Below are 26959 nucleotides of genomic sequence, written 5' to 3'. Positions count from 1 at the left end.
TGTATAAATGCGTGCATTCTTCCATAAATGAATCAAGAAAATCGATTGGTTTGCAGAACCGGCGCCTTATGCAAGGCGCCGGTATATCGCCGGAACGGGAGCGTTCAGGCGGTTTTCAGGTAGTCCAGCACGATGTCATGGTGGTTGCTGGTTTTGAAATCGTCAAAGACCTTTTCCACCTTGCCGTTTTCATCAAGCAGGAAGCTGATGCGGTGAATGCCGTCATAGGTTTTGCCCATAAAGGTTTTTTCGCCCCAGACGCCGAAGGCTTGCGAAACCTGATGATCTTCGTCGGACAGCAGGGTGAAATTCAATAACTCTTTTTCGACGAAGCGGGACAGTTTCTCCGGTTTGTCGGTGCTGATCCCCAGAACCTCAACGCCATATTGTTTCAGATCGTCCATGTTATCGCGCAGACCGCAGGCCTGAACGGTACACCCTGGCGTCATGGCTTTGGGGTAGAAATAGACCAACACCTTCTGTCCCTGGAAGTCGGTTAAATTTATCTGCTCGCCGTCCTGGTCGGGCAAGCTAAATTTCGGCGCGATATCACCGGCTTTCAGTGTATTCATCACTACTCTCCGTCTTTTCTTCATGCTGTGGATAGTTCACGACGCTAATACTGCCTTGTGCGCGCAGTTCTGTACATAGCTGATAAAAGGCTGGCTCAATAACTGAACCATCCAACGCGGCGGGACTGTGCGCGGTGATTTGAATATACAGCTGCGGCGGTTGCCCTCCCTCGGCGGGCCGGGTCTTCGAGACCAGTTCGGCAATGTTCATCTGATGGGAGTCAAACAGATCGGTAAAGCGCTCGATGATGTGCGGCGAATCCGCCACATCCACTTTGACCCAAACGGTGGACGGCATGGGCGGCCGCGCCTGCGATTCCGTTCGTTTCATCACGATCAGCAAATCCATCTCCGCCCCCTTCAGCGGTAGGGTGGATTCAATCTGCGCAATGGCGTTCCAGCTTCCGGAAAGCAACATGATAAAGGTAAATTCTTCGCCCAGCATGGCAAGACGGCTATCTTCGATATTACAGCCGCAACTGCTGACGTGGCGGGTGATGGCGTTAACAATGCCTGAGCGGTCGGCCCCCACGGCGGTGATAACCAGATAGTGTTCTTGTGGACTCGGCAAAATGATGCTTCCTGTGCGTTTTCCGGATATTCACATGGTAACCATAAAAAATTGCCGGGAGCAATTTTTAACGCCGCTTGCGGCGGCCCGCAGGGTGGCGTGCAGGGACAGCCCGCCATAAAAAAGCCGGGAGCAATTTTTAACGCCGCTTGCGGCGGCCCGCAGGGTGGCGTGCAGGGACAGCCCGCCGTAAAAAACTCAGAAGCGTTGTTAATGCTGCTGGCGGTATCATAAAAAAACCTGTGCCGGACGCCTACAATGCCGTTGCGCGCTTGCTTTTGCATAGAACTCAAAAGTACCATGAGGCACTTGTTTGTGGAGGGGACGGCCAATGTTTACGGGAAGTATTGTTGCGCTGGTTACGCCGATGGACGCCAAAGGCGCCGTCGACCGCGCCAGCCTGAAAAAACTGATTGATTATCATGTCGCCAGCGGCACATCGGCGATTGTCTCTGTTGGAACGACCGGGGAGTCCGCCACGCTGAGCCATGAGGAACACGGCGACGTGGTGATGAGCACCCTGGAGCTGAGCGACGGCCGCATCCCGGTGATCGCCGGAACCGGCGCCAACGCCACCGCGGAAGCCGTTTCTCTGACCAAACGCTTTCACGGCACCGGGGTCGCCGGCTGCCTGTCGGTTACGCCGTACTACAATCGGCCGACGCAGGAAGGGCTGTATCAGCACTTCAAAGCCATCGCCGAGCATACCGACCTGCCGCAAATCCTGTATAACGTTCCCTCGCGCACCGGTTGCGATCTGCTGCCGGAAACCGTGGCGCGGCTGTCCGAAATTAAAAATATTGTCGCGATTAAAGAGGCGACGGGGAACTTAAGCCGGGTAAGTCAGATCCAAGAGCTGGTTAGTGAAGACTTCATCCTGCTGAGCGGCAATGACGATATCGGGCTGGACTTTATGCAGCTCGGCGGCAAAGGGGTGATTTCCGTGACGGCGAACGTGGCCGCGCGTGAAATGGCGGAGCTTTGCCGGCTGGCGGCGCAGGGCAACTTTGTTGAAGCGCGCCGTTTAAATCAGCGCCTGATGCCGTTGCATCAGAAATTATTTATTGAACCCAATCCGATTCCGGTGAAGTGGGCCTGTAAGGAGTTGGGACTTGTGGCGACCGATACGCTTCGCCTGCCCATGACGCCGCTGACCGATTCAGGTCGCACGGCGGTGGCGCGCGCATTGAAGCATGCGGGTTTGCTGTAACCGTTAGGGAGATTGAATGACTGATTCACTGCAAAAGTCGATGGTGGCGAAAGTTGTCGGCGTATCTTTAGTGATGCTGTTGGCGGCTTGTTCCAGCGACCAGCGCTATAAGCGGCAGGTTAGCGGCGATGAATCCTATCTGCAGACGCCGACGCAAAAAGCGCTGAACACGCCGGCCGGTATGATTTTACCGTTGCAGAACGGAGAATATGATATCCCGCCGGTAACGCAGAATGGCGCGGTAGGCAAAGAACTGGACATTCGTCCGCCGGTGCAGCCGTTGGCTTTGCTGAGTGGTTCGCGCACCCAGATCTCGGGGGAGACGGCGACGCTGTTATTGGAAAACAGCGCGCAAAACAGCCAGCTTTGGTCCCAGGTGGTGCGTATTCTACAGGATAAAAATTTCACCATCGCCAGCCGCCAGGACGCTCAGCAGACGCTGACCACGGACTGGATCACCTGGACGCGCCAGGATGAAGATCTGCAATATCAGGGCCGCTATCAGATAACCGTTCAGCAGCAAGGGTATCAGATAGCGCTGGTGGTTAAACTGCTGGCATTGCAGCAGCAGAACAATCCGGTCGCCGAGCCGGCGCAAATCCAACGCTACGCGGGCTTGATGCTGAATACCATCAGCGAGTCCTTGGACAGCCAGGCCACCGCGCGTGAAAACGCGCTGGCGCAGCGAACCAGCGGTTCGCTGGACGTGCAGAGCGGAGCGGACGATACCGGCCTGCCGCTGCTGGTGGTGCGCGGGCCTTATACCCTGGTATGGGATCGTTTGCCGGCGGCCCTGGACAGCATAGGGATGAAGGTTAGCGATCGCAGCCGTCCTCAGGGTTCGGTTTCCGTCACCTACCGTGCGCCGGGCAGCAGCGCCTGGGAGGCGTTAGGGGCGAAAGATCCTGAACTGCCCAACGGCGATTACAAATTGCAGGTCGGCGATCTCGGTAACCGCAGCAGTTTGCAATTTATCGACTCCAAAGGACATACGCTGAGTCAGTCGCAAAACGATGCGCTGGTGGCGGTATTCCAGGCGGCATTCAGTAAGTAACTCGCAAGGGTCGGATTATCCGGCCCTTCTTCATTAAACAATCTAGGCGTTAAATTCTCGGGCCCGGTGCGCCTGGCCCTCACTGTGTGGAGTAATTAAAGATGCAAAAGCTAGCTGAGTTGTATCGTGGGAAGGCGAAAACCGTCTACACCACCGAAGATCCCGACCTGCTGGTGCTGGAGTTTCGCAATGATACGTCAGCAGGGGATGGCGCTCGCATTGAGCAGTTTGATCGCAAAGGGATGGTGAACAACAAGTTCAATCATTTCATTATGAGCAAACTGGAACAAGCCGGGATCCCGACGCAAATGGTGAGCCTGCTTTCCGATACCGAAGTGCTGGTGAAAAAGCTGGATATGGTGCCGGTGGAGTGCGTGGTGCGTAACCGCGCCGCCGGGTCGCTGGTAAAACGTCTGGGCGTAGAAGAGGGTATCGAACTGAACCCGCCGCTGTTTGACCTGTTTCTGAAAAACGACGCCCTTCACGACCCCATGGTGAACGAGTCTTACTGCAAGACCTTTGGCTGGGTGAGCGAAGAGAACCTGGCGCGCATGAAAGAACTGAGCTACCAGGCGAATGAGGTGCTGAGCAAACTGTTCGGCGACGCCGGTCTGATTCTGGTGGATTTCAAACTGGAGTTCGGCTTGTTTAAAGGCGACGTGGTGCTGGGCGATGAGTTCTCTCCGGACGGCAGCCGCCTGTGGGATAAGGCCACGCTGAACAAAATGGACAAAGACCGTTTCCGCCAGAGCCTCGGCGGCCTGATTGAAGCCTATGAAGAAGTCGCCCACCGTATCGGCGTAAAATTGGACTAGCTGCGCAATCGTTTCCGTTCCGGGTTGTCGGATGCCGGTCAGGTCTGACAACCTTGCTGAACCCTTGGCCTTTCATCCTGCGCCGACGATTTATTAGTGCTATTATTGCCCGCCTTGGCGCAAGCCGCTCACTCATCATTTTTTTCTGTTATGCGGGCAAGGATTTTTCATGGCCTATTTTGATCCCACGCTGTTGATCCTGCTGGTTCTGGCCGGACTGGGTATTATCAGTCACAACATGACCGTTACGCTGGCTATTCTGATTTTATTGGCCGTTCGCATTACCCCGCTGAATAATTATTTCCCGTGGATAGAAAAGTACGGTCTGACGATTGGGATTGTCATTCTCACTATTGGCGTGATGACGCCGATCGCCAGCGGGAAAATTACCGCGGCGGACGTCATTAACTCTTTTCTGAGCTGGAAATCGCTGCTGGCGATTGTCATCGGCGTCGTCGTGTCCTGGCTGGGGGGGCGAGGAGTTTCCCTGATGAGCAGCCAGCCTTCGGTGGTCGCCGGGCTGCTGGTCGGTACGGTTCTGGGGGTAGCGCTGTTCCGCGGCGTGCCTGTCGGGCCGTTGATTGCCGCCGGCATCCTCTCTTTACTGATCGGCAAAACCTGATCGTCTTTGTCATGACCGGCCTCTTCTCCGCTTTCGTCAACGGCCAGCGCCGACAGCGGCACAGCCGCGTGCGGCGCCTGATGGTGCTGAGCGGGGAACCTGACTGGTGTGAAATCCAGGCGTTGACGCTGCGCCGTCAACTGGAGGGCGACTGGCTGTGGATCGGTGCGCATGCGCCGCCGGGCGTGACGTCGTTAGCCGCCGCTAAGGTGCGAACTTTGCTCGGGCGGGAGTTCACCCATGCGATATTTGATGCCCGCCAGGGGCTGGACGTGGAAGCCTGGGCGATGCTGGCGGGCACGCTGCGCGCCGGCAGCTGGCTGATCCTGCTGGCGCCGGAATGGCAGTCGTGGGTGAATCAGCCGGATGAAGACAGCCTGCGCTGGAGTGAGCTTCTCCAGCCGATCCCCACGCCCCATTTTGTTCGCCATCTTCAGCGGCATTTACTGGCGGATGATGAAGTCGTCGTCTGGCGTCAGGGTGAGACGCCGGCAATCCGCCCGCTGCATTCGCGGCCTGAGCGACAGCCCGCCGACGGCGAACCGACGGCGCAGCAGCGGCATATCTTGCAGCAGCTCGGCGCGGCGTCGCCGGGCGTCTATGTGGTCATAGCGCCGCGCGGCCGGGGCAAGTCGGCGCTGGCCGGCATGTTGGCCCGAGGCCGCGCGGGAGCGTGCTGGGCTACCGCGCCTTCCCGCTCGGCCACCGACGTCCTGCAACGGCATGCCCGCGACGATACCCGCTTCTGGGCGCCCGATGCGCTGCTGGAGCATTGCCGCCTCAATCCGCGCCCCGCGGTTGATTGGTTATTGATCGATGAAGCGGCGGCGATCCCCTCTTCGGTGCTGACGGCGCTGCTGCCCTATTTCCCGCGTATTTTGATGACCACCACCGTGCAGGGATATGAAGGCACCGGACGCGGTTTCCTGCTCAAGTTTTGCGCCTCGCTGCCGCACTGCCGGGTTTTTACCCTAGGTGAACCGCTGCGCTGGGCCGACGACGATCCGCTGGAACGCCTGTTGGATAATGCGCTGCTGTTTGCGGAACCCGTCCTGATAGCGAACGAGGGCCAGTCGGCGCCGGCAGGCGCCGCCCCCGAGCCGCGTGAAGAAAGCGCCGCCGACTGGCTGCGGCGGCCGCAGCGTTTACAGCAATGCTATGCGTTGTTATGCAGCGCGCACTACCGCACCTCGCCCCTTGATTTGCGTCGTCTGCTGGATGCGCCCGGCATGCACATCTACAGCGCCGATATCTCCGGCGAGCCGTGCGGCGTGCTGTGGATGGTGGATGAAGGGGGCTTGTCCCGTGAACTGGCGCATCAGGTCTGGGCCGGGCGGCGCCGTCCGCGCGGCAATCTGGTGGCGCAATCGCTGGCCGCGCACGGCGGGCAATGGAGCGCGCCGACGCTGCGTTCGCGCCGAGTCAGCCGTATCGCCGTCGCCGCCGCTCGCCGGCGCGGGGGCATCGGCCGGGCGTTGGTCGACTATCAGCAGGGCGAGGCGCAGTCTCAGGGATTGGATTATCTGTCGGTCAGTTTCGGCTACCAGCCGGATCTGTGGGCCTTCTGGCGTTCATGCGGTTTTCAACTGGCGCGAATCGGCAGCCATCTTGAGGCCAGCAGCGGCTGTTACAGCGCCATGGCGTTATTGCCCCTGAGTGCCGCAGGCCGTTTACTGGTCGAGCAGGCGACCCGGCAACTGGCGCGGGATTGGTTCTGGCTACGCCGTCTTATTCCGCTGGCTTTGCCTGTAGCGCTGAACGACGATAACGAACTGGACCAGGAAGACTGGCGCGCGCTGGCGGGGTTTGCGTTCGCCAGCCGGCCGATGGAGGCCAGTTTCGCCGCGCTGTCCCGGCTGGTTTCCCGTTCATCCCTGGCGCTGCCGGCATTGCGTTTGCTGGTGGAACAAGCGCTCGATCCGGCATCGGCGGTGAAAACTCTCGGCCTGGCGGGGAAAAAGGCGCTGCTGCAACGGTGGCGCGAGGAGACGGCGGCGGCATTGCATAACCAGGATCCGCTCGCCTGCCTGCATTGGCGCAACTGGGCGCAGGCGGGCGATGGCATTGAATTCCCCACATCGGCGTGATTCACTCCAGCGGGGCGCGAAAGCGCGGCGCGTTATGGAGCAGCGACCACCATTGCTCCTCCAGCGGCGCCCTGAGCGTCGCCATATGTGACGGGTAGCGGCGATAGAACTCATCTTCTTTGGCGGAAAATTGCGGATTCTCCTCCAGCCACCGGGCGCGTAACTCGACGAGTTGCTGATCCGTCAGCTGGTTTCCTGCGGCGGCGGCTTCCTGTGCTTTGAACCATGCGTTGCGTTGCGCGGGGATTGCCCGCTCCGCATGGCTCCAGCCCGCCTGAATTTGCACCAGCTGCGCCAGCGCAAAGTTGAGCTGTATGCTAATGGCGCGCCAGCTTTGGGCGTCGGCGGCATCCGGCGGCGGCGAGAGCAGGGCGATCAGGGCGGCGATATATTTTTCCAGTTCCTGACCGTCGTCGGCGCTTTGCAGCAGTGCCGTCGCCTGCTGATGCAGCGCCGCCCAGGCGGTTTCCTCTACCGGCGCGCCGGCAAGATGCCGGCCGGCGTGCTCCAGCCACTGACGGCGCAAACCGTCCAGCGCCGGTTCCGCCAGCCACTCCGTCCACGGATAAAACCTGTCGCCCAGCCACATGTGCAGCCACCGTAACGGCACGTCTCCGACGTCCTTGCCGGGAAGCAGGGCGTTCGCCAGCGCATCCACCTGCGTCGGCGTGGCGGCGGGTAAATTTTCCAGCAGACAGGCGACGGCGGCGGGCAGGCCGGTAACCCGTTCGAAGACTTCAATCTGCGCGCTGTGCGCCAGCGCCGCCGAGGTCGTGCCTTTATTATCCTGCCAGTAGGGGGAGAATGCCTTTTCGATGCGGCCGTCCGCGGCATGGCGCCTCAGGCGCTGAAACAGGAATTCGTGCAGCGACGGGTCGCCATAGAATGATCCCCAGCGCCGGGAAGCGTTGGCGGGCAGCGGCGCATGCTGCTCCAGGGCGATCTGGTATGACGCCAGCCAGCCCCGCAGTTGAGCCAGGGTTTTCATGCCGATTTGCCGCGAGATTTCCTCTCCGTTGCGGAACAGCAGCAGGGTGGGGATGCTGCGCACGCTAAAACGCCGCATCACCGCCGGGTATTGTTCGACGTCCAGTTTCGCCACGGTCAACTGCTGGTCGGCGTTTTCAGCCAGCGTTTCCAGCAGCGGCGACAGCGCTTTGCAGGGCTGGCACCAGGGCGCCCACAGATCGAGCAATATCGGCGTGTCGCTATTATTGAGCAAGCTATCCAGCGAGGCGTCGCTGGCGGTGATAATGACGTCGGACATGGTATCTCCATAACAGAAAAAGGGAGCTAAAAGCGCTGACGCGGCGCGGGCATTATTGCGAGCCGCCCACCGTCATATTGTCGATGCGCAGCGTCGGCTGGCCGACGCTGACCGGCAGGGTCTGGCCTTCCTTGCTGCAGGTGATATTGCCCTCGTCCAACGCCAGATTATCGCCGACCATCGAAACGTGCAGCAGCGCCTCCGGCCCGTGGCCGATCAGCGTCGCCCCCTTGACCGGGCGGGTAATTTTCCCATTTTCAATCAGATAGGCTTCGGTGGTTGCAAACACATACTTGCCGCTGCTGATATCGACCTGTCCGCCGCCAAAGCCGGCGGCATACAGCCCGTTTTTTACCGAGGCGATAATCTCGTCGGCGGGATACTGCCCCGCCAGCATATAGGTGTTGGTCATGCGCGGCAGCGGCAGCGAGGCGTAGGAAGCCCGGCGGGCGTTGCCCGTCAGTGCGGCGTTCATCAGCCGGGCGTTCAGGCTGTCCTGCAGGTAGCCGCGCAGCAGGCCGTTTTCAATTAGCGTGGTGGCCTGGGTGGGGGTGCCTTCGTCATCCATATGGAGCGAGCCGCGGCGTGCGGCCAGCGTGCCGTCATCCACCACGGTAATGCCTTTGGCCGCAACGCGTTCTCCCAGCAGGTTGGAAAATGCCGAGCTGCCTTTACGGTTGAAATCCCCTTCCAGTCCGTGCCCGATGGCTTCATGCAGCAGGATGCCGGGAGATCCGGCCCCCAGCACCACGCTGTAGGTTCCGGCGGGAGCGGGAACGGCGTCCAGATTATTCAGCGCCTGATCGACGGCCTGACGCACCCACAGCGCCACGCTTTCGTCGTCGAAGAAACGGTAGTCGAGGCGTCTGCCCCCGCCGCTGGAGCCGGTTTCTCTGCGGCCTTGCTGTTCCACCATCACGCTGATAAACAGATTGACCAGCGGACGCGCATCGGCGGCCAGTTTGCCGTCGTGACGGGCGACGATCACGGTTTCGTACGCGGCGTTAAGATAGGCGGAGACCTGCGTTACGCGCGGATCGCGGGCTCTGGCCTGACGATCGATTGAGGTCAGCAATTGGTGCTTTTGCTTTTCGGAGAGGGAGGTCAGCGGATTATCCGCCGGATAAAGCGGCGCGGCGCCGTGCGGCAGCGCCGCGGGCAGCGCAACGCTGGCGTGTTGCCCCTGTCGGGTAATGTCCCTGACCGTATCGGCCGCCTGCAATAAGGCGCCGGCGGAAATGTCATTGCTATAGGAGAAAGCGGTTTTTTCGCCGCTGACGGCGCGAACGCCCACGCCGCGATCGCGGCTGAAGCCGGTCGGACGGACAATGCCGTTTTCCAATTGCCAGCTCTCCTGCAGGCGGCTCTGGAAATAGAGGTCGGCGTAGTCCACCCGGCGCTGCATAATATGGCTCAAGGCGCGGCTGAGGGCGGTTGTCTCCAGTGAAAACTCGCTCAGCGCGGGAGAAAGCGAAGCATCCGTAGCGTGCGTTACCATTCTGATTATCCTGTTACTGTAAAGAGGCGGCGTTACCGGCCGGCGATCTGCATGTCTGCAATCAGCAGCGATCCGCACGTCAGGTAGCCCTGGGTATGCGCATCGGCGCCCAGCGCAACGCACTGCCGCAGCATGGTTTTCAGGTTGCCGGCGATGGTTATCTCCTCCACCGGGTACTGAATTTCGCCGTTTTCCACCCAGAAGCCGGACACCCCCTGCGAGTAGTCGCCGGTCATCGGATTCAGGCCCTGTCCCAGCAGCGCGGTGACCAGCAGCCCGTTATGCATGTTGCGCAGCAGGCCGGGCAGGATATCGTCGGGACGGCTCAGGCTGCTGGCGACGGTGAGGTTGCAGGCGCCGCCGGCGTTGCCGGTGGTGTCCAGCCCCAGCCGACGCGCGCTATAGCTGGAGAGAAAGTAGCCCTGCGCCACCCCGTCCTCAATCACATGGCGCGCCGAGGCCGCCACGCCTTCCGCGTCGAAACGGGCGCTGGCCGGCGCGCCGGGAATAAACGGGTCTTCATACAGGCTCAGATGGGGGGCGATAATGCTTTCCCCCGCGCACAGTCCCAAAAAGGAGGCGGAGCGGTACAGCGAGCCGCCGCTCAGCGCGTTAACCAGATGATGAATCAGACTGTGCGCCGCCGGCGCTTCAAACAGCACCGGGCAGCGCCGGGTGGCGAGTTTTTGCGCCCCCAACTGCGCCAGCGCCCGCTCGGCGGCGATACGGCCGATGGTTTCCGGCTGGTCCAGTTGGACGAGGGCGCGCCGGGTCAGGCTCCAGTGGCCCCGTTGCCGCTGGCCGGCGTTGCGCGCCAGCGCCTGGCTCCACAGCGTATGGCTGGAGGAGGGATAGCCCGCACAGAATCCGCTGGAGTTAGCCAGAATAAACCGCCCCTGATACGACGCGATCGCCGCGCTTTCGCTGTGACAGCCTCCGGGATCGGCTTCATTGGCCGCCTGCTCGGCCCGCAGCGCCAGTGCCAGCGCCTGTTCGACGCTTAGCGCTGAGGCGTCATACAGCTCGAGATCGCGGATATCGGTCGCCAGCCGGTGTTGGTCCGGCAGTCCGCCGTAGGGATCTTCATCGCCATATTTTGCCAGCGTACAGGCGGACTCCACCGCTTCCCGCAGCGCATCCGGGCTGAACTGGGTAGACGAGACGGAGCCTGACCGCTGACCGAAATAGACCGTGACCGACAGATGCCGGCCGTGATTTTGCGTCAGGGTGTCGATATCGCCGTTTCTGACCTTGATAGTGCGGCGGTTGCCCTGGGAGACGTTGACCGCGGTTTGCGTCGCGCCTTTGGCGCAGGCCAGCGTCAGAACCTGCTCGGCCACTGATTGCAGCGCGTCGCTCTGAGGTAGATCAGCCGCGGGCGTTGGGTGAAGAGAAAACATCGTTCGATATCCGCATAAGACAGGGTTCTAACGGGTATGTGCAATCCGGCGGATAAAGTGTCACCCGCGGATGGGGTTTTCTTTGCCGGCGGGGTGGAAGAAAGCACGGAGAGCTAAAAGGGGGAGGTTTTCGCGGGGGAAACGACCCCCTCCCGGCCTCCCCCTTGTCACTGTCTCTTATACACAAATCCAAGGAACCTCTAGAGGCCATGTGTATTCTGGTCTTGGGTTCATTCTTGGTTCTTTGTTTTTTGCTTTTCGTCGGCGTAAGAAATCACGCTGAGGTGGACGCCCCCGCGAATGCGCCGCAGGGAAGCGGCGCAAGCCAGTGCCGCGTCGGGAACGCGTCACTGGCGGTTCGGGAAAGGGGGCGACCGCCGAAGGCATCGCGTCAGCGACGTGATTTCAGCCACAGCCCGGGTCCGGAGGGTGGTGGCGCTTGAACCACCCTGCGTCGGGCGCGTGCTGCGATATAGCAGAGAAATGACGGCCTTCTAGCGCACGAAATAGCGCTGAACTCACATATACCGTTAACAGTATATATGTGACTAAGAGACAGCCCTTGTCAGGGGGAGGATCTAAACTCCCTCCCCTGCGAAGGGGAGGGTTGGGGTGGGGTTGCAGCCTCAGGGATTTTTAACCGGCTGCAGCACAAAATCAATTTTGCTCAGGCCGCGCTGCTGGGCGCTGGTCATCACGTAGGCCACCCGTCCGTACTCCACCGCCTGGTCGGCGGACAGCCGGATATTGGGACGGATTTCCTGCGCGGCGGCGCTGTCCAGCCGCTCGGCGAGCTGGGCGTCGTCCACGGCTTCCTTATTCCAGTTGATCTGCCCGCTGGCGGTAATCGCGATATCCACCGCCTGCGGATCTTTCTTGATTTTCTCAACGTTGGCCCGCGGCAATTCCACTTTTACCGCGTGATTGATCACCGGCAGGGTGATCATAAACACAATCAGCAGCACCAGCATCACGTCGATAAACGGCGTCATATTGATGTCGTTGAGCAGCGCGTCGTCCTGATTTTCAAACGGAGATGACATACTCATGGCAATTTCCTCGTCAGGCGGAGCGTTCAACCGCGACCGGGCGATCCTGACCGTCCGGCGTATGGGCGTCGGCGCTCGCCGTGTCGACGCGGGCGCCGGTAAGCAAATAGGCGTGGAGATCGTGGGCGAACCGATTCATGGCGTGCAGCACCACGCGGTTGCGGCGGTTGATGGCGTTAAATCCCAATACGGCGGGGATGGCGACAAACAGGCCGAAGGCGGTCATGATCAGCGCTTCGCCCACCGGGCCCGCCACCTGCGCCAGGTCGGGCTGGCCGATGGAACTGATGGTTTGCAGCGCATGGAAGATGCCCCATACCGTCCCCAGCAGGCCGATAAACGGCGCCGTGCTGCCGATGGACGCCAGCGTACCCAATCCTGACTGCAATTTCTCGGCGTTGGTATCTCGCGTATTGCTCAATCCCCGGACCAGCCAGTCGCTGAGATCGACGTGGCCGCCGAGCGTCGAAGAGAACTTGTGCGGGTGCTTCAGCAGGGCGTGCCCCTCGATAACCAGGTCGCGAAACGGGTTAAAGCCGGCGCGGCCGAACGGTACCAGGCTCTCCTGCAGCGTCGACGCCTGCCAGAAAGCGTGTCTGCTGTAATTCACGCTTTTGTTCAGCGCCAGTAATTGCAGCGCCTTCAAAAGCATAACGGTCCAGGAAAGCAGGGACATCGCCAGCAGGATAATGGCCACGGAATGGGTTACCGCATCGCCCTGTTGCCAAAAATGGTAAATATCTAACGTGTTCATGTGTTACCTCTTATCAATAACCCTGTTCAGACGCCGTCGGACGGAGGGCGAACGTTTTGCCGCCGACGCGCGTCAGTCTGTTGACTGTTAACGCGATAGCTTGAAATTCACCGGCTGCAGCGTCATCACGCTAATCGCCTGGCCGTTTTCACGGTACGGGGTACAGCGCGCCTGCGCCACCGCGGACATCGCCGCCTGATCCAGCGCCTCATATCCGCTGCCGCGGGCGATTTCATGTTTTAATAAACGGCCATCCGGACCGATCACCAGACGAATCAGCACTTCTCCTTCCTGTTGCAGCCGCCGGGCGCGGCGCGGGTATTCCGGCTGCGGTACGGCGCATCCCACCGAGGCGACATTTTTGGGTATCGCCCCCGGATTGTTCTGCATCATATCGCCTCTGCTATTGCCGGGCGTCAGCTCGGTGGCGGTCGCCGGTGAGGCCGAGGCCGGCGCCGACGGACGCTCTATACGGGCGACCGGCTGCGGTGGCGTAACGGTTTTCGGCTGTACCGGTCGCGGTTTAACCTGCGGTTTGGGCGGCGCTTTTACTTCGCGCTTAACCGGCGGCGGCAAGGGTTCGGGCGGCGTCGGCTGTTTTTCCACGATGGGCGCAATCTCGCGTTCGCCCTGATCTGAGGTCAGCACCGGCGGTTCGGGTTCTATTTCAGCCACCGGTTCCGGCTCAGGTTCTTCAACCATGGTGGCCTGAATGGTGACGCTTTCCGCGGGATTAACCAGATTAAGCGGCGTATATTCCGTGGTCCGGGTGATAAGCAACGCCACCGCCGCCGTATGCAGCAATACCACCGCCAGGAAACTGATGACGGTTTTTCTGCCTTCTCCCCGAAGCGGCGTCTTTATGCCGTGGCGCGGCGCGGGCTTGTCGTACTGCCATGAGGGGTGACCGGCCCCGACGCGCTGTTTCAATAATGCCTGTTGCACCTACTACCCCTGCTGTTGCTGCTCTGTCGGTTATCGATTAAGCGAGAACGCTATGCCCTCTAACAGTTATGTGCGGCGAAACGGAAAAAGCGTCACCAGCGGCGGTGAATTTTTTCTCCGCCCTACCGTCACAGGCTGGCGGCCCGGATATGTATCCAGTAATCGGTGGTGTGCACGATGGCGATAGGCATGGTTTGCGCCAGTGAGTCCAGCGTGTAGTTGATATCGTCCAGCGGGAAGTTTCCGCTGACGCGCAAATCGGCGACGGCGGGGTCCAGGCGGATCACGCCGGGCGTGTAGTCGCGTAGTGAACGGACGACGGAAGCCAGCGAACGATCGCGAACTTCCAGCCGGCCTTGCAGCCAGGCGGTTTCCGCTTGCGGGGTGATGGCGGTGTTATAGAGCGTGGTGTTATCGAACCAGACGCCGTGGCCGGCGTTAATCCGTACGCTTTGGCCGAGCCGGTTGGTGATCTTGGCGATATTGTCCAGCACCCCGACGTGTACGCCGCCGTCCTCATAGCGCACGTTGACGTTGGCCTGCAACGCCACGATGTCGCCCATGGCGGTGGAAATCATAAACGGGCGTTGGGGATCCTGAGCGATATTGGCCAGCACGCCGCCGCTGTGCAGCGCAATCCGCCGCACCGCTGCTTCGGGGCGCACATTGATATCCACGGCGGTGCGGGCGTTCAGGGTCAGCGTGCTGCCGTCGTTCAGCGGAATGACTTTCCGCTGCGCGGTGGCGGTTTTCGCATCGGACAAGAGCGGCGACAGCGGATAGTGCTGGTTTAACAGCAGGCTGCTCAGGGTGACGATGGAGACCATCCCCAGGCCGTATTGCAGCACTTTGCGGCGGCCGGAGGGCGCCAGCAACGCCTGGCGGATCGGTTCATTGGGAAGCGCCTGGAGCAACGGCTGGAACTGTCCCAGCGTCTGTTCGATACGCCGGCAGGCGTGCTCATGCCGCGCATTTTCCCGCCGCCAGCGCTGGTAGTCGTCATAGTCGCTCTGAGTGGCTTCACCCGAGCGCAGCACCACCATCCATTCGATCGCCTGCCGGGCGATCGGGTCATTGATATGTTGTCTGGCCATGATGCTCATCGCTTAATTCCCGTCGTCCTGCGTCGCCAGATAGCAGTTGGTCAACGCTTTGGCGATATATTTTCTCACCATGCTGACGGAAACCCCCAGTTTTTCGGCAATGTCGGCGTAAGTCATGCCGTCCAACTGGCTATAGAGAAAGGCCTGTCTTGCCTTGATGGACAACCCTTCCAGCGCCTGGTCGATGGTGAGCAGCGCCTCCATCAGCAGCTGCTGTTCTTCCGGGGAGGGATGGTGAAGCTCCGGCTTATTGGCCAGGGCGGCGAAATAGGCTTTTTCCAGATCGCGCTTGCGCCAGTTTTCATACAGCACGCGTTTGGCCAGGGTGGTCAGCATGGCGCGCGGCTCTTGCACGCTGGCCAGATCGGGCAGCGAAGCCAGCCTTAAAAACGCCTCCGAGGCAACGTCTTCCGCTTCGCAGCCATAGGCGATACGACGGCGGAGCCGGTCGGTAAGCCAACGATAATCGCTGCGAAAAATCAACGAAAGTAAATCAGGTTTTTTACCAGCCTCAGTGAACATGGGCATCCTCAAGCGCGTGAACCATAACCAAAAGCAATTCTGTTTGAGCCGGGATAACCCAAGAGCACAAAACAAAGAATCCGACATTCGTAAGGAATGCAAAGATTCTGTCCGCTTTTTGTAAGGCAAAACGACGGTGAGTTAAACGACGATTTTCTTATATGTTTATTTGTAATTGTTATTTTGATAATCGAACGATAAAGAAAAATACACTGTTCATCTTGTTATTAGTTACCGCGCCGCTGACGAAAATCGGGGCGATAACGATCAGGGTTTACCGCAATATGAAAATAAAAATATTGAGAATCAAATAAATAATCAGGGAATAATATCTTATGCCAAAAAAACTTTATTTTTATTGTCGCTTTTCTTCCGTCATTGCACAAAACAGATGAAGACCAAAAAAAACATGCGGTAGCTAGCAACTGTAACAATTGACGAGGATTAACATGAGCAAGCAGCAAAACTATTTCAATACATCGGGGCTGGGCTTTAAGAAACGCTTATTCTTCACCAGACTGTTTACCCTTAATGCCGCCACCGCATTGATATTAAGTACCGCGGCGATTCCCATAACGGCGCAGGCCGCGGACCAAGCCATCACGTTTTCCATCCCGGCGGGGGATTTACAAAAAGGGCTGTTGGCCGTCGCCAATCAAAGCAATCAGACCATCTCTTTTAATCCGGCGTTGGTGACGAATTATCAGGCTCCTGCGCTGAACGGCCGCTATACCACGCGCCAGGCGATATTACGCCTGTTGCAGGGCAGCCCGCTGTTATTGACCTCGACGGATAACGGCACGCTGACCATTGTTTCGTCGCAGGGCAACAGCGTTGCGGCGGCCCGGGCCAATGATAAAACCTTGCCGGCCATTACCGTAACCGGCGCCGGCGAAGATGAATTGGTCCTTAATCCCGGCGACTCTTCTTCCGCGCTGCGCGTTAATACGCCGTTGCAGCAGACGGCGCAGTCGGTGCAGGTGATCAGCAGCAAGCTGATCAATGACCGCCAGGCCGCCTCGCTGGAGGATGCGTTGAAAAACTCCGCCGGCGTTAATGCGATTCGCAACAACCGCGGAACGCTGACCTACTGGATGCGCGGCTACGGTGTGACCTCCGGCCTGACCGACGGGGTGGCCGGCTCCGGCAACGCGGGGGTGGGGCAAGGCACGTCCATTGAAGGCGTCGAGCGTATCGAGGTGCTGAAGGGGCCCCAGTCCGTACTGTCGGGCAGCAGTTCGCCCGCCGGGACCATCAACCTGGTGCGCAAGAAGCCGGTTACCGAGCCGCTGCGCCGGGTGAAAGTGGAGGCGGCGCGCTACGGGGAGTTCAAGACGGCTATCGATCTGGGGGGCGCGCTCACCGACGATAAAGCCTTTAGCTATCGCCTTAATGCGTCCACCATGAAATCCAATTCCGCTTTCCCGGACTTTAACGGCAGTCATGGCGACTATCTGGCGCCGGCGCTGGCGTGGAAAGGGGAGTCGACGCGCATTCTTATCGGCGCCGAAGTCAATAAGGAGAGAATCTCCGGCCCGGCCGGCACCTTCTACAGCAACGGAAGGGTGCAGAAACTACCGGTATATCGTCTGGGCGATAAGGACGACCACTTCAGGATCAAAACCACCAACGCCTATTACGACTTGCAGCAGGATCTGGTCGGTAGCTGGACCTTTAACAGCAAGGCCAATTTCCAGAGCACCTCCGGCCAGGCGAAAATGAATGAAACGCTGATCATCGAGTCCAACGGCGACAAACTCAGCCATCCTCTGGCCAATAAGTACACCGACCAGTCCTGGAACCTGCAAAACGACTTCCGCGGCGTGATCGAAACCGGTCCGGTGAAGCAGACGCTGTTGATTGGACACGACTATCAGTATGAGCGCTATAACAGCTATGACGGCCGGTTTATCCTGTTAAGCAACGGCAACGTCTTCGATCCGGGGTCGCTGGTGTACGACGGCATCGGCGAACCGGACTCGCGGACCAGCCGCAGCAAGATGATTCAGAGCGGGATACTGTTGCAGGACTCGATCGATTTATGGGATCGGCTGCACGTTCAGGTCTCCTTAAAACGTTCCAGCTGGAATAACACCTACCTGACCACCAGCGGCGTGGTTAGCTACACCACCGACAAATGGATCCCCAACTACGGCGTCAGCTTCGATATCACGCCGGATGTGACGGTGTACGCCAACTATCTCAACAGCTTCAGCGGCAACGCGCAGGTTAACCGTCAGACCGGGGAAGTTCTGCCGCCGGCCACCGGCAAGTCGAAGGAGATCGGGCTAAAGGTAAACCTGCTGGACGATAACCTGACGCTGACCACCGCGCTGTTCGACATCCGCCAGAATAACGTGGTTGTTTTCAACAACGGGATTGCGGTCGGGGCCGAGGGGCGTCAAAGCAAGGGGTTCGATATCGACCTGAACGGCGTCCTGCTGCCGGGCTGGGAGCTGAGCGCCAGCTACACCTATTCGGAAAAGAAAACGCCGGACAGCAGCTTCTGGAATACCTTCAACGATACGCCGCGCCACACCGGCAATCTGTGGACCTCCTATGAGATCCAGAACGGCCTGCTGCAAGGGGCGGGGGCATCCGTCGGCATCAGCGGCACCTCGAAAACCTCCAGGAACGGCACCAGAAGCAACTACTTCACCATCGGCAGTCAGGCGCAGACCGACGTGGCGGTATTTTATCGCCAGCCCGACTGGTCGCTGCGGCTCGGGGTGGATAACGTCTTCGATCGCGATCTCTATTACTCCACCTCCACCGATAGCTATGTTGGGGTGAAGGAGGGACGGACCTGGCGCCTGACCGGCACCTACTCGTTCTGATCGCCGCGCAGGGTTGCCGACAAACCCGCTTCGGAATAGTCATCCCCGCGCAGGCGGGGATCTACTTTCAGGTAGTGCGTTGATATCAGGAAGATTCCTCCTCGCGAAAGCGGGGACCTACAGGAATGACGGACTCGCTATTACGTATTACATCGATTAAAAGCCATGCCGCACCGGGCGGCTACATCAGGCGCGTCGGCGAATTTTTGACCGACGCGCGATCGGATACGGGTATCAAAGTCATTGAAACAACGTGATGAAAGTCATCTGCGGCCGGGCATCTGGCAGATTTTGCTGCCCTACTGGCGCTCATCGGACAACTATCTGGCGCTGATTTTGCTGGCGGTAATCATCGCCATCACGCTGGGCAACGCCTACCTCCACGTGGAAGTAAACCGTATCACCGGCAGATTCACCGATGCGCTGATAGCGCTGGACTGGCAGCAGATAAAGCCGCTGTTCGTGCTCAATTTCATTTTCGGGCTGGGGGTGATGCTGCTGCCGGAAATCGGCGTCATCTTTAACCACTATCTGGCGCTGCGCTGGCGCACCTGGCTAACCTTACGCTATCTCCGGCGCTGGACGGGAACGCCGGCGTATTACCGGCTGGAGCGGGACGGCATGCTGACCAATACCGATCAGCGTATCGCCGACGACGTCAACGAACTGGTGGGGGCGTCGCTGAATTTTTTCCTCAGCCTGGTATCGGTGGTTATCAACACGGCGACCTATACCGTACTGCTGTGGTCGGTGGCCGGCACCCTGCGCTTCAGCGCGCTGGGCGTCGATTGGGCGATCTCCGGCTATATGGTTTATACCGCGTTTATCTGCGCCTTTCTGCAACTGTATATTTCCCACTGGCTTGGCAAGTCGTTGATCGGTTTGAATATGCAGCAACAGAACGCGGAGGGCGACTTCCGTTTTCTGGCGATGCAGGTAAGGGAAAACGCGGAGCAGATCGCGTTTTATCAGGGCGGCGGCCGCGAAGGGCAGCGTCTGGCGCGGCGTTTCCATCTGCTGCGGGAAAACGCGCTGGCCATTATCCGCCGCAGCTTCAAGGTGTCGCTGGGGCAGGGCACCTTTTCCCATTTCGTTTCGCCGTTGCCGACGCTGCTGGCGTTGCCGCAGCTGCTGCGCGGCGAGATCAGCTTCGGCGATCTGACGCGCATCCAAATGGCCTACGGCTCTCTGCGCGCCACGCTGAGCTATTTTATGCAGGCCTATGAAGCCTTTACCCGCTGGCTGGCGCTGACCAACCGGCTGCGCGATTTGGAACAGGCGCTGAATCAATCCGACCACGCGGTATCGGATATTCGTCTGCGGGAGAGCGACGCGCCGGGGTTCGACTGCCGGCGGCTGCGCCTGACCACACCGGAAGGCAAGGAACTGACCACGGTGGAACGCTGGCGGGTATTGCCCGGCGAACGCTGGCTGATTGACGGGCCTTCGGGCGTGGGGAAAAGCACCCTGCTGCGCGCCTGCGCCGGGCTGTGGTCGTACGGCGAGGGCGAGATCGTCCGTGCGGCCGCCGGCCGTTTCCTGTTCCTGCCGCAGAAAAGCTATATCCCGAGCGGTACGCTGAAGGCGGCGCTCTGCTATCCCCATAATGAAGCCGATTTTAGCGACGAGCAGTGCCGGCAGGCGCTGACGCAGAGCTGTTTGCCGCAGGCGATTGCCCTGTTGAGCGTCAGCGATCGCTGGCAACAGCGGCTATCCGGCGGCGAACAGCAGCGGCTGGCGCTGGCCAGAGCGCTATTGCATCGGCCGGACTTTATTTTTCTGGATGAGGCGACCAGCGCGCTTGATGCGGACACCGAACGGCAGGTTTATCAGGCGCTGCTGACCGCTCTGCCGGACAGCGCTATCGTCAGCGTGGCGCACCGCGACGCGCTGGCGGTCTTTCATTCCCATCGGTTGCATTTGACATCCGGCATGGTTACACGGCAAGAACAGGATGAGGTAGAGCGTGATAGGAGCGAACCGTTACCCGAAGGGGAGCCGCATCGGGACGATCGTCGCCCTGATGGGATTGGCGATGTCTGCCGCAGCGAATGACGCGGCGCCCGGCCCGGAAGATTATCGGCGCGCGCAGGGGCTGGCGGAACATTACCGCCAGCTGGTGCAGCACTATCCGGGGCGGATGAGCTGGCAGCCCGATAGTCAGGGATTGTTTTATCGCCGCAGCGTGGCGGCCGGCAACGGGCGGCCCGCCGGGCATGAGTTTATGTGGGTGGATGCGGCGAACCTGCGGCAGCGTCCCGCTTTCGATCATCCTCGTCTGGCGCGGGCCTTGAGTCCGCTGCTGGCGACGCCGGTGACCGCCACCTCGCTGCCTTTGGCGCAGGTGGACTATTCGGCGGCGGAAAATGCGCTGTTTATCCCTCAGGGAAGGCGATTGCTGCGCTGCGATCTGGATCATTACCGCTGCGGCGTGCAGGCGGATCTGTCCGCTTCCCAGGTCGAAAAGTACGCCAGGCCCGGCCCGCAGGGACAGATCTCGCCCGACGGCGAGTGGGAGGCATTGATTGAAAATCACAATCTGATCTTGATTGCCAGAGCGCGCGGACAACGGATATCGCTCACGCGCGACGGTACGGCGCAAGAGGGCTATGCGCAGGAGACGCTGAGCTGGTCGCCGGATAGCGCAAAGCTGGCGCTGTACCGCATTCGACGGGCGGAAAAACGCCGGGTGCATTACGTTGAATCTGCGCCCGCCGACCAGGTGCAGCCCAAATACCGTTCCATTTCCTATCCCAAGCCCGGCGATGCGCTGGATATTCCCGAGCCGGTGCTGGTGGATATTGCCTCGCGCAGCATAACGCCCATCGATCCGGCGCTGTTCCCGCAGCCTTTTATGCTCACCTCGCCGGTGTGGCGACAGGACAGCCGGGCGTTTACCTTCGAATACAACCAGCGCGGGCATCAGCTATACCGGGTTATTGAAGTGGATGCCGAAACGGCGAAAGCCCGCCCGCTTATCGATGAAACCTCGGAAACCTTTATTGATTACGCGGAGCTGACCGGTGTGGCAACCGGCAGCGGTAAGCGTTTTCGCCGTGATTTATCAGACGGCAAAGAGATTATCTGGGCGTCCGAACGCAGCGGATGGCAGCATCTTTATTTATATGACGGGGTGACGGGGAAAGTGAAAAACCCCATCACCCAGGGCGACTGGGTGGTGCGCGCCGTTCACTGGGTGGATGAAAAGCAGCGGGTGATTTACTTCAGCGCGTCGGGTATGACGCAAGATGACGATCCCTACTATATGTACGGCTACAAAATCGGCTTCGACGGCGGCGGGCTGACCAGGCTGAGCGCGGAAACGGCGAATCACAGGCTGAACTTCTCGCCTGACGGCAAATTTTATGTCGATACCTATTCCCGCTACGATCTTCCGCCGGTCACCGTGCTCTACCGCAGCGCCGATAATCGCCGGCTTATGGAGGTGAACCGCGCCGATATCGGCCGTCTGAAAATGGCGGGCTGGCGTGCGCCCATTCCGTTCCGCGCGGCGGGGCGGGATGGCGAAACGGCGATTTGGGGATTGATTTACCCGCCGCGTTATCTTAAAGCCGCCAATAAATATCCGGTGGTGGAGAGTATCTATGCCGGGCCGCACGGTTCCTTCGTACCCAAGGATTTCTCCTTTCTCCCGGAGCCGTTGACCGAGCTGGGGTTTGCGGTGGCGAAAATCGACGGCATGGGCACCAATAACCGTTCGCGCGCCTTTCATGATGTGGCCTGGCGCAATCTGCAAGACGCGGGATTTCCCGACCGTATTTTGTGGCACCGGGCGGCGGCGCAACGTCTGCCCTGGTACGATATTTCCCGCGGCGTGGGGATTATCGGCGTATCCGCCGGCGGTCAGAGCGCCTTGGCCGCGCTGCTGTTTCATCCCGAATTCTATAAGGTGGCGGTAGCCGACTCCGGCAGCCATGATAACCGGATGGATAAAAACTGGTGGAACGAGCAGTGGATGGGCTGGCCGCTGGGGCCGTGGTATGCGGCGGCGTCCAATGTCGACAACGCCTGGCGCCTACAGGGCAAGCTGCTGCTGATGGCGGGGGAGCTGGATGATAACGTCGACCCGTCGAGCACCTTGCAGGTGGCGGACCGGCTGATTAAAGCCGGTAAGGAGTTCGATCTGTTCTACGTGCCGGGCGGCGGTCACGGCGTCAGCGCCAGCGTCTATGGGCAGCGCAAGGCGCTGGATTTTTTCGTGCGCCATCTGGCGGGCCGCAAAACGCCGGACTGGAATGTTCCCATGAAGGCGCCTGCGGCGCCTGGGGCTGTTGCTCATTAGGTAGGACTGTGGGTTGCCCGCAAATTTGGGGGAGGAATTTCTGTAAGCGCAGTGAGGGTTTCGTGCGCACTAACCCCAGTCGATTTCTGCGACCGTCGCAGCACGCGCCCGACACGAGGCGGCTCAGTCGCCGCCGCCCCGTGACCCCGGGCTTTTCGCGAAATGATGAACCCCGTTGGGGTTCACCCTACGGGCCAACGCAAGCGTTGTTCCATTTTACGTTGCAAAATGGTGTCGTCGCTACGCGATGCCTTCGGCGTTCGTGACCGCTGGTCGGGCCGCCATTGACTCGGAATACTCGCCCCATCCATGGGGCTCGCCCTAACGGGCCAGCGCAAGCGCTGTTCAAAAACGCTCCCGGCGTTTTTGTCCGGCGCGGCACTGGCTTTCGCGGCGTCCGTGCCGCTCACCCGGCGGTCACGCCCACCTCAGCGCGATTTTTTACGCGAAGGAAAACCTTTAAAAGACAGCGTCCTGCGATCTAAGACAATCTATCAAATAATGCTTAATTATTTTCCAGGGATCCCTCACACATTAGAAATTGCACTGAGCTTACATATATCGTTAACAGTAAATGTGACTAAGAGACAGCATCCATTAGGGGGCAATATCGGCGTTGCCGGCGATTTGCGCCGGCAATGTTTACTCACTGTGGGGGCTTTCTTGAAATTGGCATAGCCAACATCACCGGTTCGGTTGTACCGGCCGTCTTTTCAACGTCGTCAGGGCGATCGCGACGCCTGCCAGGGTGACGCCGCCGACGATGATGGCCTTTAGGTAAACCGCGGACTCATGGAATAGGGTGGCGGTAAGGGTGGTGCCGATAAAGGATGAAATAACGAAGGCGACGGCCACATATAAACTGGATTTATCGATTTTTCTTTTAAGGATAAATTTTATAACGGCGAAAATAATGATGACGCCCGCCAGCGAACCCATAATTTGCGCGGCGATGGCATACTGATTGGCGTTAGAAGCAAGGTATATAACCGCTAAAACGATAACGGCGGCAACGGCGATTAACGGTATGGTTTTTTTCATGGCTCGATTCCCTTTTTCAGCTGCGCACGGTATTTCCCTGGTGCTATGGGATAATGATTTTTAATGCCTGAAACGGCTTTATTTCTATCATATCGGCGAAAGGTAAACTATTTCATCCGGCAAAATAAAACGTCTTAGAATATATAAAAAGATGATATGCCCAATAAAGCGGACTCCCCGTAGCGGGATAAAAAACACGCGGGGGAAAATATTATCCCCTCGCGTGCGTTAGTCCCGTCGGCGTCTGCGCTATCAGAAGGAGACGTCGACGCCGCCGCGCAGCACTTCCTCGTTGCCGCGATCGGCGAAGTGTTTATCGGCGCGCAGGAAGATGCGCGCATCCGCGGCTTTGCCCACGTCCAGCCTGACGCCCGCCCACTGGGAGTCTTTATCCAGACGCATGCCCGGAATGTCAAGGCGTTCGCCTTCACGGCCCAGGCCGCTCCAGCGGGCGGTCACGTCCAGCGATGGGTTGGTGAAGGCGTGCTGATATTCGCCGTTGACGCTCAAGGCGCTCCACCATCCCCGATTCCATTGCTGCCGGGCGCTCAGGTTAATCCCGGTCAGGCCCACCGTGCGGGAATAGTCGTTGCCTTCTCCGGTCAGGCCGAATTCGCTGCCGGTGTCGGTAAAGCCGCCGGTGGACAGGTAGCTGTATTTTACCCCGGCATAGGGTTGCACGCTGAAGACATCGTTAAGCGCCAACTCATAGCCGGTTTTGAGCAGTCCCTGCCAGCCATCGCTTGTCGTGCTGCTGGATACCGCCTGAACGTCGTCCAGCAGAATGGAGCGCTGTAACTTGTCGCGACCGCGCTGATAGCTCAGGTTGCCCTGAACGTACCATTCGGGGGAGAGCTGGTAGCGGGCATAGGTCATCACCCCGTGCAGCTCGTTCTCGCTGCCGCCGCCGCTGCCGGCATACTCGGCCTTGATGCGGCTATTGGTGTAGGCGATCCCGGCGCGCAGCCCCGGCGTACCGAAGTCGCTATCGGTACCGATGGCCGTCAGGTTGATATCGTAGCTGCTGCCCAGATAGCCGGACTGGTTCAGGTCGCCGCGCAGTTTGCCGGTTTCGATCCACAGCCCGTAGTTTTTGCCGTTCCCCAGTTGGTCCAGCCGGTTGTTCAGCAGCTGGTTCTGGTAATCCAGGCTGTTGAACAGGATGGCGTTGCTGGAGGCATGGGCCTGCCCGGAGAGCGAATCCAAGGAGGCCGCCGCCGCGCTGGCGCTCGCCAACTGCTGGAACGCGGCGGCTTTGGCCAGCAGAGCGGACTGCCGCTCGGTGGTCGAGGCGGCGCCGGCCCAGCGATCGGCGACCTGCAAGGCGGACTCCACGTTGGCGGCGGTCTGCAACAGCGCCGTGCCCTGTAATCCGCTGTTGGCGACGGCCTCTACGGTATTGACGCGGCTGAAGGCGCCGGTGACGTCATTGGCGCCGTAGGTCAGATTTCCGGTCAGGAACAGGCCGAGATCGGTGGCGGCGAAGCTGCCGCTGATCCCCTGATTGCTATGCAGCAAGGTTTCCTGGGTCTGAACGATATAGGTACTGCTGGGTAAGCCGACGCGTAAGGTGCCGTCCAGCGTCGCGCTGCCCTCAACGGTGAACGGATTGGACAGGGTTACGTTCAGCAGGCCATTGCTGCCCTGGGTATAATCGCCGGCGACGGTCAGACCGCCTTCCGCGGTGGTGGCGACGATCCCCGTATTGCTGACGTCGCCGCCGATACGGCCTTTCCCCGCCAGCGTTCCGCTTCCCGATACCGTTGCGTTGCCGGCGATGGAACCGTCGACGTACAGGCTATTGGCGGTGATTTGCGTGTCGCCTTTATAGGTGTTGTTGCCGGTAAGGCGCAGGATGCCGCCGGCGTTGGCGGCGCCGTTAACCAACAGACCGTAATCGCCGCTGATATCATTGGAGAAAGTATAGTCGCCGGCGGTCAGGCGTGCGGTGAAATCATCGGCATAAAACATCGCCGGTCCTTTCAGCGCCTTTTCCACGTTCAGATCGCCCCAGCCGAAGGTATCGTTGAAGGGGCGGCCGTTGGACGTGTCGGCAACCTGAATTTCACCGCTATGGAAAATGATTTCCTTAACGGTGCCGTCCTCGTTATAGACAGTCTCATAGTATGCCAGATCCGCATCGTACCCCGTATAGGCGTCGGAGTGGTAGGTAGCGGTGGTGAGCAGCGTTTGTTGCAGGTTATAGCCGGTCATCCAGGGGAAGGCGCTCTTGACCAGCGCGGCGCCTCCCGCCACGCGCGGCGCGGAATAAGAGGTGCCGTAGGAGGTTACGGATTCCCATTCGCCATCCGCCGAACTGCTCTGGCTGGGGTATTTTGTGGAGCCGAGCGCGCTCATGCAGTATGCGGCGGCGGCGCCGCAGGCGTCAAAGCCCCACAGCTCAGGGGGACGATCGGGAACGGGAACCAGATAGCCTTCGACGAATCCGGTCACGGCCAGGACGCCTTTCTGCAACTCCGGTTCGTTGAATATCGTGGGGATCAGCGTATCGGGCGCCGGCGCGGAGGTGTTCTCATTGCCGGTCGACATGATGGCCAGCGCTTCGGCACTGACGATTTCGCGCAGCGAGTTGCGCAATAGCTGATAGGCGTATCGCTCTCTGGCGTTTGACAACTCTGCGGGCGTGGTCAGTCGTTCGGTCATGCCATAGGACATGTTGATGATTTTGACGTCGTTATCCAACAGCCAGCTGACGGCTTTGGTGGAAGTGAGAACATCGAAATTATTGTCTTTCGATGCCTGGGCGATATACAGCAGGCTGTCAGGCGCCACGCCGGCGGACCATTGTCGCCACTCCTGTCCGGCCAGCACCATGGCCACCGTGGTTCCGTGTCCGTCGTCGCCGGCGTTATCGTTTAACGTGCTGCTTCCGCCCACAAAGGAAGCAAAACCGCCGATATTGTCGTAGTTGATATAGGGGCGGTCCGGGGAAAGCCCGGAGTCGATAATGCCTACTTTGGCCCGCGTGTCGGCGGGTTCCGTCGGCGTCTCCGGCTCGGTCGGATTGGTCGGCGTCTCCGGCTCGGTCGGGGTTTCGGGGTCGGTCGGCGTGGTCGGGGTTTCCGGCGCCGGCGTCACGCTGGTGGAGGAGCCGCCGCCGCCTCCGCCGCCGCTGCACCCTGCCAGCAGTAAAGCGAGGCTGATATTGGCTGCCAGCATGGATTGCCTGAAGGCGCGTTTTTTCGGTGATAATAAGGACGTTGTTATCGCCATTCTATTTTCCTGCATGTATTTGGGACGTCGAGCCGCCTCCCGGAAAAATTGGGATTTGGATAAAGTGCGTTATCC

Annotated in this window: 20 protein-coding genes; 8 read left to right on the top strand and 12 right to left on the bottom strand. The window is 59.7% G+C overall.

Annotation, left to right across the window (positions count from 1 at the left end):
- Positions 1–104: 104 nt before the first annotated feature.
- Positions 105–572, bottom strand: a complete 468-nt coding sequence (bcp, locus tag MFP24_RS09165) for a thioredoxin-dependent thiol peroxidase (RefSeq protein ID WP_249230094.1) — start codon at positions 570–572, stop codon at positions 105–107.
- Entirely contained in the window at positions 550–1143 is a 594-nt protein-coding gene (locus MFP24_RS09160) for a glycine cleavage system transcriptional repressor (RefSeq protein WP_249230095.1), read from the bottom strand. Before MFP24_RS09160 ends, bcp begins: the two co-directional genes overlap by 23 nt.
- Before the next feature lie 331 nt (positions 1144–1474).
- Between MFP24_RS09160 and dapA the strand changes: the two genes are divergently transcribed.
- The 5 genes from dapA to MFP24_RS09135 all read left to right on the top strand — a co-directional run bounded on the left by dapA (position 1475) and on the right by MFP24_RS09135 (position 6931).
- Positions 1475–2353 (top strand): 4-hydroxy-tetrahydrodipicolinate synthase, encoded by an 879-nt coding sequence (gene dapA, locus MFP24_RS09155; protein WP_136165324.1) that lies wholly within the window; start codon positions 1475–1477, stop codon positions 2351–2353.
- Between the two features lie 16 nt (positions 2354–2369).
- On the top strand, positions 2370–3407 hold the full coding sequence (gene bamC, locus MFP24_RS09150; RefSeq protein ID WP_249230096.1) for an outer membrane protein assembly factor BamC: 1038 nt from the start codon (positions 2370–2372) through the stop codon (positions 3405–3407).
- A gap of 101 nt (positions 3408–3508) precedes the next feature.
- Positions 3509–4222 carry a phosphoribosylaminoimidazolesuccinocarboxamide synthase gene (purC, locus tag MFP24_RS09145; RefSeq protein WP_249230097.1) on the top strand — a complete coding sequence of 238 codons (714 nt, stop codon included), beginning with the start codon at positions 3509–3511 and terminating at the stop codon, positions 4220–4222.
- A gap of 169 nt (positions 4223–4391) precedes the next feature.
- The gene (locus MFP24_RS09140) at positions 4392–4844 is read left to right on the top strand and encodes a DUF441 domain-containing protein (protein WP_136165327.1); all 453 of its coding nucleotides are present in this window, start codon (positions 4392–4394) and stop codon (positions 4842–4844) included.
- An 11-nt stretch (positions 4845–4855) separates the two neighbouring features.
- Entirely contained in the window at positions 4856–6931 is a 2076-nt protein-coding gene (locus MFP24_RS09135; protein ID WP_249230098.1) for a tRNA(Met) cytidine acetyltransferase TmcA, read from the top strand.
- A 1-nt stretch (position 6932) separates the two neighbouring features.
- On the opposite strand, the gene trxA is transcribed toward MFP24_RS09135, so the two are convergent.
- The 8 genes from trxA to MFP24_RS09095 all read right to left on the bottom strand — a co-directional run bounded on the left by trxA (position 6933) and on the right by MFP24_RS09095 (position 15469).
- Positions 6933–8198: a thioredoxin gene (gene trxA / locus MFP24_RS09130; RefSeq protein ID WP_249230099.1), complete on the bottom strand. Its 1266-nt coding sequence runs from the start codon at positions 8196–8198 to the stop codon at positions 6933–6935.
- Between the two features lie 52 nt (positions 8199–8250).
- Positions 8251–9696 carry a metalloprotease TldD gene (gene tldD, locus MFP24_RS09125; protein WP_249230100.1) on the bottom strand — a complete coding sequence of 482 codons (1446 nt, stop codon included), beginning with the start codon at positions 9694–9696 and terminating at the stop codon, positions 8251–8253.
- A gap of 32 nt (positions 9697–9728) precedes the next feature.
- On the bottom strand, positions 9729–11096 hold the full coding sequence (locus MFP24_RS09120) for a TldD/PmbA family protein (RefSeq protein ID WP_249230101.1): 1368 nt from the start codon (positions 11094–11096) through the stop codon (positions 9729–9731).
- 626 nt (positions 11097–11722) lie between these two features.
- Positions 11723–12145 carry an ExbD/TolR family protein gene (locus tag MFP24_RS09115; RefSeq protein WP_249230102.1) on the bottom strand — a complete coding sequence of 141 codons (423 nt, stop codon included), beginning with the start codon at positions 12143–12145 and terminating at the stop codon, positions 11723–11725.
- Positions 12146–12158: 13 nt separating this feature from the next.
- A complete protein-coding gene (locus MFP24_RS09110) occupies positions 12159–12899 on the bottom strand; it encodes a MotA/TolQ/ExbB proton channel family protein (RefSeq protein WP_249230103.1) in 741 nt (246 codons plus the stop codon).
- An 87-nt stretch (positions 12900–12986) separates the two neighbouring features.
- Complete coding sequence (locus MFP24_RS09105; RefSeq protein ID WP_249230104.1) at positions 12987–13844, bottom strand: energy transducer TonB; 858 nt, start codon at positions 13842–13844, stop codon at positions 12987–12989.
- Between the two features lie 128 nt (positions 13845–13972).
- Complete coding sequence (locus MFP24_RS09100; protein ID WP_249230105.1) at positions 13973–14938, bottom strand: FecR family protein; 966 nt, start codon at positions 14936–14938, stop codon at positions 13973–13975.
- A 12-nt stretch (positions 14939–14950) separates the two neighbouring features.
- Positions 14951–15469 carry a sigma-70 family RNA polymerase sigma factor gene (locus MFP24_RS09095; RefSeq protein ID WP_249230106.1) on the bottom strand — a complete coding sequence of 173 codons (519 nt, stop codon included), beginning with the start codon at positions 15467–15469 and terminating at the stop codon, positions 14951–14953.
- A gap of 449 nt (positions 15470–15918) precedes the next feature.
- Between MFP24_RS09095 and MFP24_RS09090 the strand changes: the two genes are divergently transcribed.
- From MFP24_RS09090 to MFP24_RS09080, 3 genes are all read left to right on the top strand, one after another.
- Complete coding sequence (locus tag MFP24_RS09090) at positions 15919–18306, top strand: TonB-dependent siderophore receptor (RefSeq protein ID WP_249230107.1); 2388 nt, start codon at positions 15919–15921, stop codon at positions 18304–18306.
- 243 nt (positions 18307–18549) lie between these two features.
- On the top strand, positions 18550–20361 hold the full coding sequence (locus tag MFP24_RS09085; RefSeq protein ID WP_249230108.1) for an ABC transporter ATP-binding protein/permease: 1812 nt from the start codon (positions 18550–18552) through the stop codon (positions 20359–20361).
- On the top strand, positions 20273–22609 hold the full coding sequence (locus tag MFP24_RS09080) for a S9 family peptidase (protein ID WP_249230109.1): 2337 nt from the start codon (positions 20273–20275) through the stop codon (positions 22607–22609). Before MFP24_RS09085 ends, MFP24_RS09080 begins: the two co-directional genes overlap by 89 nt.
- 684 nt (positions 22610–23293) lie before the next feature.
- Here MFP24_RS09080 and MFP24_RS09075 read toward each other — a convergent pair.
- Both MFP24_RS09075 and MFP24_RS09070 read right to left on the bottom strand, forming a co-directional pair.
- Positions 23294–23650 (bottom strand): hypothetical protein, encoded by a 357-nt coding sequence (locus MFP24_RS09075; protein WP_249230110.1) that lies wholly within the window; start codon positions 23648–23650, stop codon positions 23294–23296.
- Between the two features lie 252 nt (positions 23651–23902).
- Positions 23903–26884, bottom strand: coding sequence for an autotransporter domain-containing protein (locus MFP24_RS09070; protein ID WP_249230111.1), 2982 nt, complete (start codon positions 26882–26884; stop codon positions 23903–23905).
- Positions 26885–26959 lie beyond the last annotated feature (75 nt).

Origin of the sequence: Brenneria tiliae (assembly GCF_023347575.1) — a bacterium.
GTDB classification, from domain to species: Bacteria; Pseudomonadota; Gammaproteobacteria; order Enterobacterales; family Enterobacteriaceae; genus Brenneria; species Brenneria corticis.
This window is presented reverse-complemented; position numbering and strand designations above follow the sequence as displayed.

What these genes read in the sequence shown, in the direction of transcription:
- MFP24_RS09115 (WP_249230102.1), bottom strand. Translation starts at nt 12,145, where the DNA reads ATGAGTATGTCATCTCCGTTTGAAAATCAGGACGACGCGCTGCTCAAC.
- MFP24_RS09120 (WP_249230101.1), bottom strand. Translation starts at nt 11,096, where the DNA reads ATGTTTTCTCTTCACCCAACGCCCGCGGCTGATCTACCTCAGAGCGAC.
- purC (WP_249230097.1), top strand. Translation starts at nt 3,509, where the DNA reads ATGCAAAAGCTAGCTGAGTTGTATCGTGGGAAGGCGAAAACCGTCTAC.
- bamC (WP_249230096.1), top strand. Translation starts at nt 2,370, where the DNA reads ATGACTGATTCACTGCAAAAGTCGATGGTGGCGAAAGTTGTCGGCGTA.
- dapA (WP_136165324.1), top strand. Translation starts at nt 1,475, where the DNA reads ATGTTTACGGGAAGTATTGTTGCGCTGGTTACGCCGATGGACGCCAAA.
- MFP24_RS09135 (WP_249230098.1), top strand. Translation starts at nt 4,856, where the DNA reads ATGACCGGCCTCTTCTCCGCTTTCGTCAACGGCCAGCGCCGACAGCGG.
- MFP24_RS09090 (WP_249230107.1), top strand. Translation starts at nt 15,919, where the DNA reads ATGAGCAAGCAGCAAAACTATTTCAATACATCGGGGCTGGGCTTTAAG.
- bcp (WP_249230094.1), bottom strand. Translation starts at nt 572, where the DNA reads ATGAATACACTGAAAGCCGGTGATATCGCGCCGAAATTTAGCTTGCCC.
- MFP24_RS09075 (WP_249230110.1), bottom strand. Translation starts at nt 23,650, where the DNA reads ATGAAAAAAACCATACCGTTAATCGCCGTTGCCGCCGTTATCGTTTTA.
- trxA (WP_249230099.1), bottom strand. Translation starts at nt 8,198, where the DNA reads ATGTCCGACGTCATTATCACCGCCAGCGACGCCTCGCTGGATAGCTTG.
- tldD (WP_249230100.1), bottom strand. Translation starts at nt 9,696, where the DNA reads ATGGTAACGCACGCTACGGATGCTTCGCTTTCTCCCGCGCTGAGCGAG.
- MFP24_RS09095 (WP_249230106.1), bottom strand. Translation starts at nt 15,469, where the DNA reads ATGTTCACTGAGGCTGGTAAAAAACCTGATTTACTTTCGTTGATTTTT.
- MFP24_RS09110 (WP_249230103.1), bottom strand. Translation starts at nt 12,899, where the DNA reads ATGAACACGTTAGATATTTACCATTTTTGGCAACAGGGCGATGCGGTA.
- MFP24_RS09140 (WP_136165327.1), top strand. Translation starts at nt 4,392, where the DNA reads ATGGCCTATTTTGATCCCACGCTGTTGATCCTGCTGGTTCTGGCCGGA.
- MFP24_RS09100 (WP_249230105.1), bottom strand. Translation starts at nt 14,938, where the DNA reads ATGGCCAGACAACATATCAATGACCCGATCGCCCGGCAGGCGATCGAA.
- MFP24_RS09070 (WP_249230111.1), bottom strand. Translation starts at nt 26,884, where the DNA reads ATGGCGATAACAACGTCCTTATTATCACCGAAAAAACGCGCCTTCAGG.